The following is a 17,871-nucleotide window of genomic DNA, read 5'->3' on the forward strand; positions in this document are numbered from 1 at the left end:
TTTAGCGTTTGGTTATTTCTTAAGTTCAGCTTCCAGAAGTTCTTTCAGCTTAGAATCTGTAGGTCGTGGTGCATCAACTGTAACGATGTTTCCCTTTTTATCAAATACCATAAAACGGGGAATGCCTGTAATTTTATAATCTTTGGCAATTTTGCTCCAGCCACTGGCAAACAATTGTACACCGCCCAAGTTTTCATCTTTGATCATCTTCAACCATTTCTCTTTGTCCTTGTCTTCATCTACCGAGACACTCATGATTACGATGTCCTTTCCGTGCATTTCCTGCTCCAACTGCTTAAGTGCCGGAATTTGCTGTTTACATGGTCCGCACCATGTTGCCCATACATCAACCAGAACGACTTTACCTTTCTGGCCACTCAGAGAAACTAATTTTCCTGCTTTATCAGGATATTCAAAATCAGAAGCCTGACCACCCGATTTAGTAGCATAAAGCGCTGCGCTCATTTCATCCAGTCGTTTCTTTTGGCTAGGGCTTTGCAGATACTGATCATACTGATCTACTATCGCTTTGTATTTATCGTATGATTTTATCCCTCTCGTTTCATTGTAAAGAATATACTCTCCCTTTTGTCTGGTAGTGGTTAAAAATGCCAGTCTCTGATTTACATCACTCCGGGAACCCGCAGCAAACTCGGCATACATACCCAGATACCTTGATCCGTATAATGTGTTCAATACATCATCATCCGGGAACTTATTCTTTTCAACGATTGAGTTGTAATAAGCAGGATAATCAGTCTTTTGCGGATGTTTTGAACGTGGTGTGCGCAGGAAATTTACCGCATAAAAATCCATGTCGTAAAACGTCAACTTTTTCATCAGGTCATTGAACTTCGTATTCTTAGTTTTAATCGTTTTCCTGAAGACATTTGTTTGCGCAGCTACTGCCGTTAATTCCGGGAAGAAATCTTCATAAGTGCTGAATGAGCCCATAAAATAAACTGATTTTCTTTTCAAGCTTCTGGTAAGATTTGCCCAATTGCTCAACACTGTATTTTCGGGAGTGTTTACACCGGTAAACTCTCCATTAACATTATCAAAGGCAACTTCAGCCTTATCACCTGGTTTTAAATAAACCGGGAACTGACCTTTTAGCAAATCAGAGGATCCTACAGCGTAGAAGCCTTCATAAGCCGGCTTGAACATAAAAGCGAATGAGCCATCTTCCGCCAGGTTTGTAGTGGCGATCACTTTGGGTTCACCATCTTCTATTTTCATTAAAGCAATGCTTTCTTTAATGGTTGCCTTCTCTGCCTTAACAGTTCCGCTGATCTGGCTCATCTGAGCTGAGGCAAATAAAGAGCTGACCAGCAAGCTTGCTGATAAAATTATACCTTTCATTTGTTGTTTAGTGTTTATATGTTATTGATCCTTGTCGTTCCAGATTAATCTACCAACCGGTGTTTTGTTCGATTTTATTACCCGGTTTGTTTATCTCTGTAATTGGAAAAGGGAATAGGTAATGTTTTTCCTGGAATACCCTTAGTTTAGTTAAATTTTTAACCGTATAGGTTTTAACCCCGGTTACAGGATCCCTTACAATCTCCATTTTCTTTATCGGATTGGTTGCGGTCGAGAATAAGTTAACGGCAAGTTTCCAGCGTTTTACATCCCAGTATCTGGCATCTTCAAATGCGAGTTCTACCCTACGCTCATGTCTGATGGCAGTACGCATATCTGTTTGTGATAAGCCTGTTGGTAGATCCGGCATTCCAGCACGTTTTCTTACCTTGTTTACGGCATCATAAACAGTTGCATCCGCACCAAAAGCTTCGTTCTGCGCTTCGGCATAGTTTAAAAGCACTTCTGCATATCTAAATAATATCCAGTTCTGACCACTAGCAATATTAGCATCCGCCAGATTGATGCTTTCATCTGTAAATTTGCGCAGGTAATAACCTGTATTGGTAACCCATCCGGCAATGATACCGCCAGAAACGGTTAAGTCTACCCCCCCGTTGTACAATTGCAATGAACGACCGCGAAAAACGGAACCATCATAAAGTACGGTGGCAGCAAACCTTGGATCCCTACCTACATACGGTTGCGTTTTATCATAACCTGATAGTACATCTGTAATTGGTAAACCGGTAGCCTGCATCTCATATTCATCAACCAGGTTCTGCGTAGGTAAAGTGCCTCCTCTGCCACCAAATGCTGGAGGCTGATTGTATGTATCAAATAAATGAGAGCGTTGCGCCTTGTCGCCATTAAACTGTATAGTAAGGATGACCTCATTGTTCATTTTATTGTTGTTGGCAAATACGCTGCTATAAGATGCCTGCAAAGCATAAGTTTTAAGGTCTATAACAGCTTTATTAGTGGTAGCAGCATCAGCCCATCTGCCCGCATAAAGCTGTATACGTCCTTTCATCGCTAAAGCAGCACCTTTCGTAATTCTACCCCAGTCGCCAGTAGCATAAGTAACCGGCAAGTCAGCAGCTGCTGCAGTGAGTTCATTCACCAGGAAATCATTAAATTCATCCTTAGTAGGTTTAGCTACAAATGCAGATTCATCCAGGTCATTCTGGGCAGTAGTAATGATCGGCACCGGGCCAAACCAGTTCATAAACTCAAAATAATAAAATGCCCTTAAAAATCTGATTTCGGCCTTCATCCTTTTATTCAGGTTTGGATCGCCGGGTACGGCATCAATTTTCGAAAGGAACATATTGGCTCTTCGGATATACATCCAACGTCCAAAACTTGTGGCAGTCCACATACCATTTAAAGGAGAGTTACTTGAATCGTAAGCTCCATTCCAATAAGTATTGTATATGGTACTGTTTACCTCTCCGTCATCGGTAATATCTGAAAGCAGGTTACCAGTGAAGATGGATGAATTAGGGTGTGGGCCGGAAAAACCCGCATTCATTTGTGCATAAAAGTTTCCGGTATAAGTTAATACCATATCCTGGTTAGTCCACATCAGTGGATCAGTTACCTGATCCACTGGCGTAATATCTAATACTTTTTTACATGATGCAGTCAGCAATAATACCGCCGCCAATCCCATCATTATATATCTGTTTGTGATCAATTTCATCTTTTTCATTTCCTTCTATTTAGAAATTAACATTTACGCCAAATCCAACATTCTTTTGGGTTGGATAGAAACCAGCATTGGCACCAGCATTACCCAAACTTGGAGTTTCCGGATCTATCCCTCCCTGTACAGAAGTCCAGGTAAACAAGTTAGAGGCCTGCGCATATACTCTTATCTGCTTAACTTTTAACGCGTCTATCCATTTTTTTGGCAATTCGTAGCTCAGGCGTACATCTCTTAATCTCAGAAAGTCGTCTTTAATTAAAGTAGCATCCGATGATCTGGAATTATTTGTTGAACTGGCCAAGCGAGGATAAATTGCACTTTCATTGCCTGGTCTCCATGAATTATCGTAAATGTACTGCCAGGTAGAAGTCGTTGCGTACCTAATGTATCCGCCTAATGCACCATTAAAGAATGTACTCAGCATTATTCCTTTATGTTTCAAATTAAAACCGAAGCCAAAATTTACTGGTGGGAAACCCATATTATCAAGCCATATCTGATCATCAACAGTTAATTTACCATCACCGTTACGATCTGCAAATTTGATATCACCAGGTTTAATTGTAGCGTTCTTTAAACCATCCTGATCTACCGGCCAAGCTGCAATTTCTGCTGCATTCTGAAAAATACCAACGGCATGATAAGCTATCTGACTATTGGTACTACGTCCTTCCAAACGTAAATAATCCGGCAATGATTTGGTGCCAAAATCAATTACAGTAGTACGTACATATGTCAGGTTTGCATTTAAAGACAGATCCCATTCACTGGCTAATTTATGATGACTGCTTAACTCAACATCAAAACCTCTATCGCGCAGTTTCGCAAAATTCTGAATAGGCGCGTTAATACCAAACGTACCTGGAAGCACCGCATCTTTAGACATTAGTATATCATATCTATTCTTTTGATAGATGTCGAATCTGAACTCCAATTTTTTATCAAGGAGCGTTGCATCAATACCAATATTCTCTTGCCTGTTCTTTGCCCAGGTTACCTGCTCATTTGGCAAACTGCTATTTCCCAGATAAAAGCTTGGTGAATAAGTAGTACCAAAAATATAACCATTGCTACCTAATGAACCTGTATTGGCCACCCGATAGGTATAGTAATAGCTATTAGCGCCAATGGAATCGTCGCCTGTTAAACCAACTGAGGCTCTAATCTTTAAGGAGTTGACAATATTTGTTAATGGGCTAAAGAAATTCTCTCTGGAAATCATCCACCCTGCGGAAGCGCCAGGAAAAAATCCCCACCTGTTACCTGGTGCGAACAGTGTAGATCCATCAAAACGGAAACTACTTTCCAGAAAAAACCTATTGTCGAAATCATAATTCACACGACCAACATATCCAGCTCTGGCTGATAAACCACGGGTACCATTCGTCACCTCACCTACGGTCGATCCGAGGTTGAGAATATCCAGCCCAGGAGCCACCAGATTTAAACGTGTATCACTATTGCTATTAAAGCTACCCTCACTTTGGGTATATAATGCCAAAACTTCAATTCCATGTAAGCCAACCTGCTCTTTGTAATTTACACCAAGGTCGAAGGTATACGTATTTGCATCTCTGGTATTATCTGTCAGCGAAGGTTTTCCCGCCCCGGTTGCCATAAAGTAACCGCTTAGCGATGTTGGATCTAACCTGTATTGTGGTACAGGTACTGTATAAGTTTTACCTCTTGTAAAGTTTTTATCTACATTGATATTGGTATAGGCCGATAGTCCTTTTAAGAAGGTTGGTTCCCAGATCAGTTTTACATTTCCGGTAATATAGTTCTCATTATTGTATTGGTATCCTGCTTTTTCCGATATGGTTGCCAATGGATTAGAACCATTTGGAGGGGCTGCGAAGCTTCCATTTGGCATATAGACAGGGACTAAAGGTGACATATTAAGCGCTGAATTTAATACTGCTCCTCCCCTCATATTTTGCTTCCCCCCACGATAACTAAAGTTCAACAGTGATTTGAATTGCTTGCTTAAGGTAATGTCCAAATTATTTTGCAGGGTATAGCGCTGATAACTATTCCCAGGATACATACCCTGTTGGTCCGTATAAGTTCCGGAAATGAAATATTTTACGGCTTCAGTGCCTCCTCTTACATTTAAACTATGATTTTGAACAAGTTCTGGTTTGCCAGTAAGCAGACCTAACCAATCGGTATTGGCATATTTGTAAGGCGACAATTGTCTTTTGATGGTATCTAACACTGCAGCGGAATATGGAGCAGCCAAACCACTGTTGGTAAAATATTCGTTTTGCATCAGCGCATAATTATACCCATCTAAGGTTTTAATCATTTTTCCGGGGCTGCTCCAGGTAAAGTTACCGGTATAGCCAAACTGTGGCTTACCTAGTTTTCCTCGTTTAGTGGTGATGAGGATTACTCCATTTGCCGCTCTGGCTCCGTATACCGCGCCCGCTGCGTTGTCTTTTAAAACCGTAATGCTCTCCACTTCGTTAGGATCGATATTACGCAATCCTGCCTGATCTGCATTACCATTTAATCGTGGTATACCATCAATTACAATCAATGGTCTTTGAACATTATTTGTAGTTCTAATCAATAAATTAGAATCATCACTCCCTGGGTTTCCTGAACTACTACGCGCTAACAATCCTGGGACACGTCCCACTAAAACCTGAGAAAGGTTAGACACTGGAATTTGTGTAATCTGGTCTGCATTTAAAGTACTTACCGCTGTAGTCAGGTTTTCTTTTTTAATCTGGCCATAACCTACTACTACAAATTCGCCCAACTCCATGTTCGATTCTTTTAAGATGATGGTCAGTTCTTTCTGGTCATTAACCGGAACGTCGATGGACTCGAAACCGATCATAGATACACGGATGATTGATTTATCTGTGACCACAATGGTAAAGTTACCTTCAGTATTGGCCTGAGCGGCTCTGCGAGTCCCTAAAACTACGATGGAGGCTCCTGGAAGCGGCTTCCCCTGACTGTCTTTTATCAATCCCTTGATGACACGGAGAGGTTCTTGCTTGAGAACCTCATTTACAGGTCTATTGATAATGGTAATGATTTTATCTTCAATAGCATAAGTAAAGGGCTGATCGGCGAAACATTCATCCAATACTTCAGTCAATGGTTTATTTGTTACTTTAATGCTTATGGCTTTGGCGGCTTTGATTTGAGGTGTGGTAATGACAAAGTCATAGCCACTTTGTTTTCTGATGTCTTTGATCACCTCATGCAGGGCTGCCTTGTTTTTGTTCAAGCTAATCCGCTGTGCAAATCCCCCAGCACTCACATATAGCAAGGAGGTAAATAATATGATAATGGTTAGTTTCATAATTCGCAGTATCTTATTTGCCTGGTCAGCAAATTGCCTACGCTTAAATAGCGCATAAAAATTCATACATTTGAGTTTAGTCCCCATAAACCAGCAATAAACTGATTTTAAGGGCTTGGTTTGGAATTAGTTGATTGATGTGTAAGTATATTTAATTGAATAATCCGGCCATTAGCCAGGGGTGAGTGCAATCACTCCTGGTTCTTTTTAGGATTACATTTAGGTAGCGTTCTAATTACATAACAATTACCCTCCTTCCTTCAATCCTAAATCTCACATTTCCTGTTTTTTCGAGCGCTTTGAGTACTTGTATTAAAGTTCTGTCTCTTGATATTTCTGCGTTAAAACCTACAGAACTAATGGATCCTTCATAAACAACTTCTATGTCGTACCACCTTTCAAGGGCCGTCATCACAGTTTTAATATCGTTATCGCTGAAAATAAAGTTCCCATTCTTCCAGGCAACAACATCATCTGTATCCACTTCATCAATGCGTACTATAGAACCAACTATAGCCTGCTGTCCTGGTTTTAACAGGTAATCTTTTGCATTGGATTTCAACCTCACACGACCTTCCAGCAAGGTGGTTTTTGTAGCTGATCCACCGGCATATGCATCTATATTGAAATGGGTGCCCAGCACCACGACTTCCTGACTGGCGGCCTCCACTTTAAAAGGCCGTTGTTTATCTTTTGTTACTTCAAAGTAAGCCTCACCAGATAGCTCTACTTTTCTACTGTCTAACTGTGCGAATGAGGATGGGAATTTCAATTTACTAGCGGCATTTAACCATACATGTGTTCCATCCGGCAACACCAGCTGGTATTGTCCGCCGCGAGGAGTAGAAACTGTATTGTACTGAGGTGCTTTGCTGGATGCAACTTTATTATCTACACGATATTCCAGTTGTCCATCTGCGGTTTTGCTAATCACGATGCCTGATTGTTGAGCAACCTTACCATTGGCTACATCATCCAGACTGATTTTTGATCCATCGGCTAATGTTAAAATGGCTTTGTTCCCACCCGGGTTCACATCATTTTTAAAACGTTTGGCCTGCGGTTCGGCCATAATTGCTTGTTTTTTCTCTTGACCTAGAAAATATATCCCTCCGACTGATAAGATCAACGCAACAGATGCTGCAACAGCATATTTACGCCACAGTGGAACTACTTTTTGCTCTTCCACATCATCATGAATAGGTAGTGCAGCCCAAATGGCTTTACCTGCTTTATTCAGCTCCTCCTCATCAGGAATAAAATCGTTATTGAGGAGTTCACTGATATGCCAACTCTCCACAATAGCCCTTTCCTCATCAGAGCAGGTTCCTGTTTTATATTTATATAATAGATCTTCCGATTGGTAAATGTTTTTCATTATCTAAGCAGCGCTAATACTGCTGCTTAGATATATGTAGGTTAACTCGAGCCCAGGGAGTAGATAAAAAGATTTTTAATTTTAAAAACCGTAAATCTTTTCAAGAGCTTTATCAATTGCATCAGACACACCTGCTGTAACGCGGGTGATAATTTTTCCATCAGCTCCTACCAGGATCTTTGTTGGGAATCCATTAACGCTAAAAGTTTTAACAATATCCTGTTGCGCTATACCATCCTGATTCAGGATATGTACCCAGTTGACATCATCTTCTTTAATGGCCTTTGACCAGGCCTTTTTCGATTCTTCAAGTGTTTTGCCTCTTTCCTGTGCAATGGCTATGATTTCAAAACCTTTTGACTTGTATTTTTTATAAAGCTCTTTCAGGTGGGGGTGACTTGCCCGACAAGGAGCGCACCAGCTACCCCAGAAATCGAGAATATAGGCGCTTCCTTTCATCAGTTCAGGGCTAACTTTGTTCCCCTCCTTATCAAGGCGTTCGAAAGCAAAGACCGGCGTTCCTGATTGTGTAACGCTCAGTTTTTCAGCAATCCTGGCCACCGCCCGCCCCACGACTGTATTTTTGTAAGTAGGTTTCAGAGCTTTCCATGTAGCAAGGTATTCGTCAGCACTATAACTATTAGCTGTACGAGAAAGAATAAATAATGAAGCAAAAGCATCCGGGTTAGCCTTCACGAAGGCTTTCTCCTTCTTCACGTTCTCCCGGTAAAGCGCCATAATTTCCTCTGATAGCTTTGCAGAATCGACCGGCGAACGCTTTATTGCAGAATCCCACAATTTGTCCAACATTTGTCTTTGCTTCTGTTCTGTCGGGGCCATCTGCAACAGCAATTGATTATAGCGTTCATTTTCATCATCACCTTTTAAGTGTATTGTTCCCGGTGAGTCTGCAGCTCCATTCAGTACAATATCTGTATTCAGCAGAAAAAAATCAAACGGTGGTTTGGGGCCACTTGAACTTTCATTCATTTGTCCTTGTACGGGATGAACATATAGTTTGGCTGCGACCGGCATATCCTGAACAGGTACACGAACAGAAAAATGGTCTCCATTTCCCTGGGCGGTTACATATCCGGATTTCGCATCATCACTACCAGTCCATGAAATACCCAATTTTCTATTGCTCAACCCTTTAAGAACCCCGCTTATTGTAATACTATCTGTTTGTGCTTTAGCGCTCAGACAAAGTAAAATACCAGAGATGAACAGTATAATGTTCTTCATATAATTTGACATAAAAAATAAATTATTTTGCAGCTAATGTTTTTTCAAGTAATGCTTTTAGTTCAGGTTCTGATGGTCTTGGTGAATCAATCGTCACGATTTTGCCATTGCGATCGAACACCATGAAGCGCGGAATACCGGTGATTTTATAATATTTGGCAATATCGCCCCAGCCTGTAGCAAATACTTGCAGGCCGCCCAGATTTTCATCTTTGATCATTTTCTGCCACTTCTCCTTGTCTTTTGCTTCATCTACGGAAATGCTTACAATCTGAACATCCGTACCTTTCATTTCTTGTTCCAACTTTTTCAGGTGAGGGATTTCAGCTTTACACGGGCCACACCAGGTTGCCCAAACATCAATAAGAACTACTTTTCCTTTCAGGTCAGCCATGGTTACTGTCTTTCCATTTTTATCAGGGTAAGAAAAGGCAAAAGCAGGATCGCCAGGTTTCAGTGAAGCCAGAGGTGCCAGTTGGTCGCGGCTTTTTTGCTGCTGGTTGTTTGTCAGCACATACTTGCCATACATAGCCATCATATCCTGATACTCGACAAAGCTTTTTAAACGTCCAGCGCTTTCCAATACAAAATCGCCTTTCAATGTATCATTGGGGACAAAGTCAAGTGTGTTCTTTAGACCTTCCATTCCACCAACACGCTTTGTATTCTGCATTCTTGAGGTCAGGCCTACTACCCCTCCAAGTACACGGGATCCCCATGGTTGTCTGTAAACTCCTGCAGTATTTTTTGCGAAGTCCTGTATCTTTACTGTGGCATAGTAAGGGCTGTACTGTTCAAGCGTAGGATGAGCAGTACGAGGGGTATTTAAAAAATTGGTTGCATAACCAGCGATATCCCAGGCCATGTTGTCTTTCATAAGTCTATCGAACTTTGCGTTCCCAGTAGTTTTTCCCGCCAAGAAAGTTCTGGATTTTATGTTAAGCTCTTCCAATTGTGGGAAGAAATCGACAAAAGTGCTCCTCTTCTTCATGTAGGACTTTTGTTCCAGCTCATTTACCATATCATGCCACTGGGTCATTACCACATTCTCCCTGGAGTTGAGTTTACCATTGAGTACATAACTGGAATCAGAGATGGATAATGAAAGCTTATCACCAGCTTTAAAGTAGAATTTATAACTATCAGAAGGGCTGAGATTTGTCCCTGTTCCTACCAGGTAAAAACCTTCGTATTCGGGATAAAAAAGGAATCCAAAGCGTCCTTTTTCTTCAGGAGTTGAGGCCGCAATCTCCATTGGTTTTCCCTCTACAACTTTAAAAAGTTTTACGGGAGTTTTTTTGTCTTTGTTCAGTTGTCCACTGATTTCAACAGAAAGCTGAGCCCTGGATTGAATAGCGGATAAACTTATCAATAAGGCCGCGCCGCATAATCTTTTGATCATATTTATTTTGGTTTTGTGTTTACACATTTAACTGCCTTGGAATACAAGTGCTGCTTTTTATATGTAGGTTAACCCAAACCAATGGAGTAGTGCAAAAAAATATTTCTCGTTAAAAATTAATGCTGATAAAAATGGAGAAGATTTTAAGTTTTCCTTTTAGGATTTTTACAGCATTACTCACCTGCTTTTTAACTGTAAGATCGGAGACCCCGAGTTTTTCTGCGATTTCTTTATGAGAAAGGCCTTCTTTTCTACTAAGCTCAAACATTTCCCGCATCTTTGGGGGAAGTGCAGAAACTTCCTTCTCAATTACCGCAATTAATTCTCGTTCCCGCAATTGATCATCAGTAATATATTCCCCTTCCTGAATAAACTGTTGCAGATAGGTTTTATAATCGGCTCTTACCTTCTTATGGTCTAAAAGATCGAAAATCCTATAGCGCACGGATGTGTATAAATAAAGGGAAAGTGAGGTATTGATATTTAAGGCTTCTCCTTTATGCCAGATGTAGGTAAAAACCTCCTGAACAATATCCTGGGCATCATCTGCATCGGCCATAATCTTGCGGGCATAAATGTACATAATTGCCCAGTACCGGTTATATATTTGCTCATAAGCTCTCCTGTCCCCTGCTTTAAAAAGCAACAGCAACTCTTCATCTGAAACAATTTTTAAATTTATTTCCTGCATTTGTTCTCGGGAGATCGAGATGCGCGCACATTCCCACTGCAATAATAGGAATTTATATGATTAACCGTATATATAAGCTAAGTGATTATTTAAAAGGTTTAGGGTCCAAAACTCCCATCGCCATTCCTAATACCTGAAGAATTTTTAGGACCAGTTCATTTTTGTGGTGCCCAGGAAAAACTGATCATCAGGTAGCGGCTGAGGTCATTGGTTCTGGCATCGGAGATACCATTATCTATGATTTTCCTTGAAAGGAAATTATTCTGTTTCAGAATATCATAGGCTTTTAATGCCAACACACCATTCTTACGATTGAACACACGTTTGGAAAGGCCTGCATTGATCACCAATGGGTTTTTAGTCATGTTTGCATCAATGCCATTAATGTAATTCTTGGCTGCATCAAAATCAAATGTAGCGGTAGATGAAAAATAGATATTACCTGATAAAATAAACGCAAGGTTCCAGGCGAATACAGATACATTATATGTCTATGAATCTTATTACAGCCTTATGCTGTAATAAGATTTAAAGTACTTTCATTTTTTATAGTTTTTGTTAGGAATAATATAGATTTTTTCCTTCTGCATATCGATCGTAAAGTTGTACTTGCTGATTAAACCTACTCCGATAGAACCGTCAAAACCGGGATTCCAGCTTTCACTCTGCCCACCTCCAGCCATTAACGTGACAGACATGTTGGTAAGTGGAGGTACATTTGAAAAAGAAAATGCCGCAGCTTTTCCGGCAAAAGTAGGCGTAGTTACCCCCATACTTGTAGTACTGCCTTGGCTTTCGGCCTTAAAACCGTTTACCAGTAGCTTATGCTGTTTTACAAACGGCCTGAAACAAATCAGGTTGTAGGCCGCCCCTGTATCAAAAACAAAATTGCCGGTATGGGGCTCGTCTGCCGTGATGCTTAAGGTTCCCGGTATGATAAATAAACCTGAAGGAATAGTAAAAGAAATGGCAGTCCCACCTTTCTCTTCATAGTCTCCAAAATTGTAAAGCAACATTTCCTTGCTGTCGTAATCCACCCTTACAATATAATGCCTGGTCAGGGTATTGCCAATAATCCCATCTGTACCTTCTTTGTGCATCTCTTTGAATATGGCGATGCTCTGGTTGTTAAAATCAAAATTCCCCATATGTACCGTATTTCCAGTAGAAACTGAAATATCCATAGAACCACCTACTACTGATGCTTTCTGGGTACGGGCTATTTTTAAACCTATGGAATCTGCCAGTTCCTGACCTACCGCCATGCCATCAGCTCCTGTATCAAACAACAAACGGAGTGGACGTGGAAAATCGTTTAGTTTGATGGTGAGGATGATGGTTCCATTATGGCTTTCAAATGGAATACGGGCGACTTCCTTTGCATTCGCAAATATCGAAAAACACAGGATGGCCAATAAGGTCACGACTTGCTTGTTCATTAAATTCATCTACTTATCTTGTTAAAAAGCCTGGCTAGAAATTATCAAAACCAGGCTTTCTTTTTCTATTTATTTTGTGGCTAGCGTTTCTTCGATTAAGGCCTTAAGTGCAGGATTTGATGGTCTGGGTGAATCCACAGACACGATTTTTCCTTTGCGATCAAAAACCAGGAAACGAGGAATGGTGTTCACCTTATAGTATTTCGAAAACTCATTTCCGGGGCCACCGGCAAATAATTGTGTATCACCTAAACTTTCGTCTTTAATCATCTTCAACCATTTTTCCTTGTCTTTAGGCGCATCAGTAGACAAGCTGATAATTTCCACGTCTTTTCCTTTCATTTCCTCTTCCAGCTTTTTAAGATGAGGAATTTCTGCCTTACAAGGGCCGCACCAGGTTGCCCAAACATCGACAAGAACAACCTTACCTTTTAACGACGCCATACTTACCGCTTTACCCTCTTTATCTGGATAAGAAAACTGGAACGCATCTGTACCTGGTTTATATGTCAACAAAGGCAACATGATATCTTCACTTTGTTTCTTCTGTGATGGAGTAATGATATATCTTCCCATAGCTGCCATTAGCCCCTGATAATCTGAATAACTCTTATAACGAGCAGCATTTTCCAATACAACATCTCCTTTAAGCGTATCATTCGGTACATATGAGCTAACCAGCTCCACCCCTTCAATACCATTTTTATAAGCTTTTCCCTGCTGCCTCATATTTATGTTAACTAATGAGGTGAGCGTACGAAAACCCCATGGATGACTGTACACTTTAGCTGTTGTCTGTGCAAAATCCTGAGCCTTTAATGTGCTATAATAATTACTGTATTCTTCTACAGAAGGATGTGCTGAGCGTGGTGTATTTAAAAATGCAGTTGCATAATTTGCCAGATCTACACTCATAATATCTTTGATTTGTTTATCGAACTTAACATTCCCTGTCGTCTTTCCAGTTAAAAAGGTTTTCGACTTAGCCACAATTTCTTCCTGCTGAGGGAAGTAATCAACAAAAGTACTCCTGCTTTGCATAAAATTTATCGATTTTTGCAGAAGTGGATTGGTCAAATTATGCCAATCGGTTAGCACCATATTCTCTTTAGAATTTAACTTTCCGATAAGTACGTAGGTGGAATCATTTATCATAAAGGAAAGTCGATCACCTGGTTTAAAATAAAATTTGTAATTATCTGTTGCCGAAATAGCGGTACCAGTGCCGATCACATACAAACCTTCATAATCGGGATAAAAAAGAAAACCAAACCTTCCCTTTTCAGCTGGGGTAGTGGTCGCAATTTCTACCGCCTTTCCTTCAGCAACCTTAAACAGCTTTACTGGTAAAACCTTCTTTTTGGACAATACACCCATTACTTCGACAGGGCTTTGTGCCAACGTGGTAAAGGTGATCAAAACGGAGAGTATAACTCCAAATAAACTTTTCATATTCATCATATTCTATTTTTCTATTTTACCAACCCAATGGTGTTTCGGCCGCAGCTACATCAGCAACTTTACCAAAACCACCGAATTCAAACTCTGTAATCAAATCTGCATTGAATTGGGGGACTTGGTAGATTTTTACTTTTCCCGAAGAATTTGGATTTGATGGATCATAAGTTCCAACTATTAAATCTGTTATTACCGAAATAAACCGCTTACCGTAAGTTGTAGCATAGGTAGGATTAGTTGCAATAGTCAATGATACTGCATTACCCAGGTTATATTTCAATACTGTTATTCTTTCAGTGCCTAGATCCTTCATCAACTTGGTTTGCTTAGAATCCACATCATATTGGTAAAGCTTACCATCCACGCTATAAAATAAATATCCATATTGTTGGTCTACAGCAAAACATGTTGCTTTATTAATTTCCGGAAGACTAGATATATCATCCCAGGCGTATGCCAGAAATGCTGCGGCATTATTCATCCTTGCCAAATAATACTTGCTGTTTGCATCTTTTAAAACAGCATATGCCCTACCGCCATAAGCTAAAGTCTGATCCATCCACACCAGGTCCATACCCACATTATTTGGATCGAATGCCGACGTTCCAGCGGTATAAGCTAAAGGAGTTACACTTGTCAAAGCACTATTAACATTTCTAACAAAACGTTTATTAGTAATATCATACATTAAAATAACTGTATTTACAGTGCTATATCTGGATACGGCTGTGTGTGAAGAAACCTGAAAATAACTGGAGTTAGTTAATTTATTAATGGGTGTACCAAATAAATACTGAAAAGAATCATATCTATAAAAAACATCTCCATTTAAATAAGAATACGCTGATCCACTTCCCACAGGCTTAATGTAATCCACGGTATTTAACGCTGAGGATCCTGCGCTTTCAAATCTAAATGCATAGTCTTCCTTCCAAATAAAACCATCTGTTAAGTTTAATTTTTCGGTAATCTTATCCGTCCCCACATATAAAAAATACTTAAAAGCAGTACCAGTAGCAGCCGTTCTGTTGGACCACCCCGCAAGGTATTTTGGTTTGCCTGGCAAGGTCAAACCTTTTCCGGTAGATGCATCAGAAAATAATGAGGTAAAGTCTCTATATTCTTTGGGATAGGTTCCCGTAGCATGATCATACTCAAAGTAATCTAGCCTGGATTGACTATTTACCTCACTTAAAACACCCCAACCGCCTTTATATATACCATTTACTTTTACTTTAAATGATTTATTCCAGGATATACCAGTCGATTTTTCCGTTACCACATAAAACAAGGTATAACTCCCTATCCCCAATGGAAATGGAATATCAAAATTTTGATTTTTGTATAAGGATTTGCGTTGTTCAGTCAGAATCGCCGCAAGATTAAAAGAGATCCATTCAAAAGTATAGTTATTTGCTGAGAAACTCGGATCCTTCGAAAAATCAAGAACAGGTTTAAGGTTTAAATTCTGACCAGCAGTAATGATATACTCCTCCTCTATTCCAGACACCTTTAGGTCGTTGATCTCATGATATTCATAATTACCCAAATCCTTTCTGCAGGAAATCAGTGCTGTACTAACGAGACACAGCACAAAAATATATTTAATTAATTTCATCGTAATATTTTGAGTTTTAAATTTATTGGGCTCTGATACCCATTGTTATTTCCACGCCATTCTCATCTTTATGTACTCTTCCCGCAACAGCCTCTCTGGCTAACCAAAGCTTCATAAAGCCCCCCCAATAACTTAAAAGTGGTATAGAAAAATAATTATCCTTTGCATATTTTTGATCAGTAAACACAATCGGGTCTATTTCGAAAAGTGATATGAGCAACTGTAGCTTTACTTTTGAATAGGCACCCAAATAATTATCTAAATTTGTTTTATAAGGTGTTACTGACCAAGCGTATGGAGGAGTCACCAAGTCATCTACGCCAACATAGTAATCCAATAAACTCAATGTATCTTTATTTGTGGTAACTCTGTTCTTTAGGTTTGTGTTAAAGTTATCATTTGGGACTAATTTTAAGAACAGGTACTTCCGTTGCGTAAGGATATCGGGGGTACGATAAAGTCTAATTTTAACACTCGTTTTAACTTTTTTCGCGGGGATACTTAAGCTCTCGGTAACAAAATCATAGTTTAAACCCGCCGTCATGGTAGAACCTTCTTGAGCAGCAAGACTAAACGTTCTATCCTTATCTGAAGGCTTTCCGGTAACGGCAACAGTAAAGGTCAATGTGGTATCCTGAATACCAGGGCCCGAATAACCGAAGGTAAAGCTCTTTCCGGTAGATGTAGTTAAAGACGGGCTTTCGAAGTAAATGCTGTTCCCTGAAATACTTTCATCAAATGTGATCAATGTTTCTTTTTTGCAGCTTGCAATTATAATGGCTGACATTACCAGCATTATATTTAATAATTTTTTCATATCAATATAAGTTTATGCTGTTATCGATTGGATATCTCTGAATCTGGCATGATAAACATAAATGCGTTGACAGGTATGCTTACGGTAGTGTTACTATTTGGAGAAACGACACTTGTTATTTGCTTTCTCTTATAATAATACCACAGCTGTCCTTCACCATAAAACTCCTTTATGTATTCTTTCCTGATCTCCTGATCTATTGAAGTTATAGTAGTTAGTGATGGAATCCCACGATGATTTCTTACCGTATTGATATAGTCAAGCGCGGTTGCAGCATTTGGCTCCGCTTCTGCGGCTATATAGTACATCTCACTTAAGCGGATAACTGGAATGGTATTCCTGAAATTCTTCTTCTTATCAACTACATCAGCATATTTAAAGAATGCAGGAAATGGTACACCTAAAGGAGGCACTTTCCATATATAATCTTTTCTATAGTCATTGCTGTTATTATCATAAATATCATTTAAATAAGCACTGGATCCAGTAGCCAGGATATCTGAAGTAACTAACTCATAGTAAAAAAGCCGGTTGTAATTTGTATACAAATCTTTTGTAAAAACACTGAACAACAATTCCGTAGAGAATATGCGATCTGGACTTTGAAAATCAGCGGTTATATTAGCAGCGCTAACCCAGGGAAAAAGATTACTGGCAGCAATAACCTCTTTCGCAGACTTTAGCGCGTTTGGCTTATCGTTTCTCCAAAGATAAACCCTGGCAGCCAATGCTTTATTTGCATAATAATTGAAACGGTACTTATTTAAATAATTTGAGTTCCCCTCTGTTTTTATTGCATCTGCGGCCAGGTTCTCTTCAGCTGCCTTTATATCAGACAGAATAAAGTCCATCACTTTATTGGCGGGTTGAAAGCGACCAATCTCGGGACCAAGTTTATGGTAATAGGGGATTGATAAATCTGTCGAATCTGCGGAATTATAAACCGGTCCATAGAGCTTTAGCAAATCAAAATGCAATAAAGCTCGCAAGCCTAGCAATTCACCCTTCATTATTTTGGCGCGATGCACAGGAATATTCTGACTATAACGATCTAAATTAACCAGCAGCTGGTTAATATTTGCAATGCTAGTATAAGCCTCGTTCCAGATGCCATCGAACCTCGCTCTGACTCCCTTATCAGCATAATTATAACTGATAACTTCTTTAAAAGGCCCTATGGATGAACTAACCATATAACTCTGTGCCAGAACATCCAGAAGTGAAAGTGTTAAATTATCCCCATATAAGCTATTGCCACTTATACGCAAGTATATACCATTCATTGTGTCTTCAAAACCTTGCTGGTTTGAAAAAACCTGTTCTTCGGTAAATCGATCTTCTGGCTGAATTTCCAACCACTTATTACAAGAACTACATGTCATCGTAACTAAAAAAAGAAAACCAATTTTTATTATTAATCTTTTCATC

General features: G+C 39.7%; 13 protein-coding genes. All 13 read right to left on the reverse strand.

Annotated elements, in window-relative coordinates; genetic code table 11:
* Positions 1-12 precede the first annotated feature (12 nt).
* Positions 13-1,362, reverse strand: a complete 1,350-nt coding sequence (locus P0Y49_19580) for a TlpA disulfide reductase family protein (protein ID WEK18979.1) — start codon at positions 1,360-1,362, stop codon at positions 13-15.
* A 49-nt stretch (positions 1,363-1,411) separates the two neighbouring features.
* On the reverse strand, positions 1,412-3,076 hold the full coding sequence (locus P0Y49_19585; GenBank protein ID WEK18980.1) for a RagB/SusD family nutrient uptake outer membrane protein: 1,665 nt from the start codon (positions 3,074-3,076) through the stop codon (positions 1,412-1,414).
* Positions 3,077-3,086: 10 nt separating this feature from the next.
* Complete coding sequence (locus tag P0Y49_19590) at positions 3,087-6,461, reverse strand: TonB-dependent receptor (protein WEK18981.1); 3,375 nt, start codon at positions 6,459-6,461, stop codon at positions 3,087-3,089.
* A 169-nt stretch (positions 6,462-6,630) separates the two neighbouring features.
* Entirely contained in the window at positions 6,631-7,773 is a 1,143-nt protein-coding gene (locus P0Y49_19595) for a FecR domain-containing protein (GenBank protein ID WEK18982.1), read from the reverse strand.
* An 81-nt stretch (positions 7,774-7,854) separates the two neighbouring features.
* Complete coding sequence (locus tag P0Y49_19600) at positions 7,855-9,018, reverse strand: TlpA disulfide reductase family protein (protein ID WEK18983.1); 1,164 nt, start codon at positions 9,016-9,018, stop codon at positions 7,855-7,857.
* A gap of 22 nt (positions 9,019-9,040) precedes the next feature.
* Positions 9,041-10,420 carry a TlpA disulfide reductase family protein gene (locus P0Y49_19605; GenBank protein WEK18984.1) on the reverse strand — a complete coding sequence of 460 codons (1,380 nt, stop codon included), beginning with the start codon at positions 10,418-10,420 and terminating at the stop codon, positions 9,041-9,043.
* Between the two features lie 109 nt (positions 10,421-10,529).
* On the reverse strand, positions 10,530-11,111 hold the full coding sequence (locus P0Y49_19610) for an RNA polymerase sigma-70 factor (protein ID WEK18985.1): 582 nt from the start codon (positions 11,109-11,111) through the stop codon (positions 10,530-10,532).
* A 155-nt stretch (positions 11,112-11,266) separates the two neighbouring features.
* The gene (locus P0Y49_19615; protein ID WEK18986.1) at positions 11,267-11,476 is read right to left on the reverse strand and encodes a hypothetical protein; all 210 of its coding nucleotides are present in this window, start codon (positions 11,474-11,476) and stop codon (positions 11,267-11,269) included.
* A 174-nt stretch (positions 11,477-11,650) separates the two neighbouring features.
* Complete coding sequence (locus tag P0Y49_19620; GenBank protein WEK18987.1) at positions 11,651-12,550, reverse strand: retropepsin-like aspartic protease; 900 nt, start codon at positions 12,548-12,550, stop codon at positions 11,651-11,653.
* A 69-nt stretch (positions 12,551-12,619) separates the two neighbouring features.
* Entirely contained in the window at positions 12,620-14,002 is a 1,383-nt protein-coding gene (locus P0Y49_19625; GenBank protein ID WEK18988.1) for a TlpA disulfide reductase family protein, read from the reverse strand.
* A gap of 25 nt (positions 14,003-14,027) precedes the next feature.
* Positions 14,028-15,626, reverse strand: a complete 1,599-nt coding sequence (locus P0Y49_19630) for a PKD-like family lipoprotein (protein ID WEK18989.1) — start codon at positions 15,624-15,626, stop codon at positions 14,028-14,030.
* Between the two features lie 22 nt (positions 15,627-15,648).
* Positions 15,649-16,443: a DUF4843 domain-containing protein gene (locus P0Y49_19635; GenBank protein WEK18990.1), complete on the reverse strand. Its 795-nt coding sequence runs from the start codon at positions 16,441-16,443 to the stop codon at positions 15,649-15,651.
* Between the two features lie 20 nt (positions 16,444-16,463).
* On the reverse strand, positions 16,464-17,870 hold the full coding sequence (locus P0Y49_19640; protein WEK18991.1) for a RagB/SusD family nutrient uptake outer membrane protein: 1,407 nt from the start codon (positions 17,868-17,870) through the stop codon (positions 16,464-16,466).
* Position 17,871: the final 1 nt, after the last annotated feature.

It is taken from the genome of Candidatus Pedobacter colombiensis, assembly GCA_029202485.1.
In the GTDB taxonomy this organism is placed as follows: Bacteria; Bacteroidota; Bacteroidia; order Sphingobacteriales; family Sphingobacteriaceae; genus Pedobacter; species Pedobacter colombiensis.

Excerpts from the sequence above, each read along its gene's own strand:
- P0Y49_19580 (WEK18979.1), bottom strand. The coding sequence starts at position 1,362 with ATGAAAGGTATAATTTTATCAGCAAGCTTGCTGGTCAGCTCTTTATTT.
- P0Y49_19585 (WEK18980.1), bottom strand. The coding sequence starts at position 3,076 with ATGAAAAAGATGAAATTGATCACAAACAGATATATAATGATGGGATTG.
- P0Y49_19590 (WEK18981.1), bottom strand. The coding sequence starts at position 6,461 with ATGAATTTTTATGCGCTATTTAAGCGTAGGCAATTTGCTGACCAGGCA.
- P0Y49_19595 (WEK18982.1), bottom strand. The coding sequence starts at position 7,773 with ATGAAAAACATTTACCAATCGGAAGATCTATTATATAAATATAAAACA.
- P0Y49_19600 (WEK18983.1), bottom strand. The coding sequence starts at position 9,018 with ATGAAGAACATTATACTGTTCATCTCTGGTATTTTACTTTGTCTGAGC.
- P0Y49_19605 (WEK18984.1), bottom strand. The coding sequence starts at position 10,420 with ATGATCAAAAGATTATGCGGCGCGGCCTTATTGATAAGTTTATCCGCT.
- P0Y49_19610 (WEK18985.1), bottom strand. The coding sequence starts at position 11,111 with ATGCAGGAAATAAATTTAAAAATTGTTTCAGATGAAGAGTTGCTGTTG.
- P0Y49_19615 (WEK18986.1), bottom strand. The coding sequence starts at position 11,476 with ATGACTAAAAACCCATTGGTGATCAATGCAGGCCTTTCCAAACGTGTG.
- P0Y49_19620 (WEK18987.1), bottom strand. The coding sequence starts at position 12,550 with ATGAACAAGCAAGTCGTGACCTTATTGGCCATCCTGTGTTTTTCGATA.
- P0Y49_19625 (WEK18988.1), bottom strand. The coding sequence starts at position 14,002 with ATGAAAAGTTTATTTGGAGTTATACTCTCCGTTTTGATCACCTTTACC.
- P0Y49_19630 (WEK18989.1), bottom strand. The coding sequence starts at position 15,626 with ATGAAATTAATTAAATATATTTTTGTGCTGTGTCTCGTTAGTACAGCA.
- P0Y49_19635 (WEK18990.1), bottom strand. The coding sequence starts at position 16,443 with ATGAAAAAATTATTAAATATAATGCTGGTAATGTCAGCCATTATAATT.
- P0Y49_19640 (WEK18991.1), bottom strand. The coding sequence starts at position 17,870 with ATGAAAAGATTAATAATAAAAATTGGTTTTCTTTTTTTAGTTACGATG.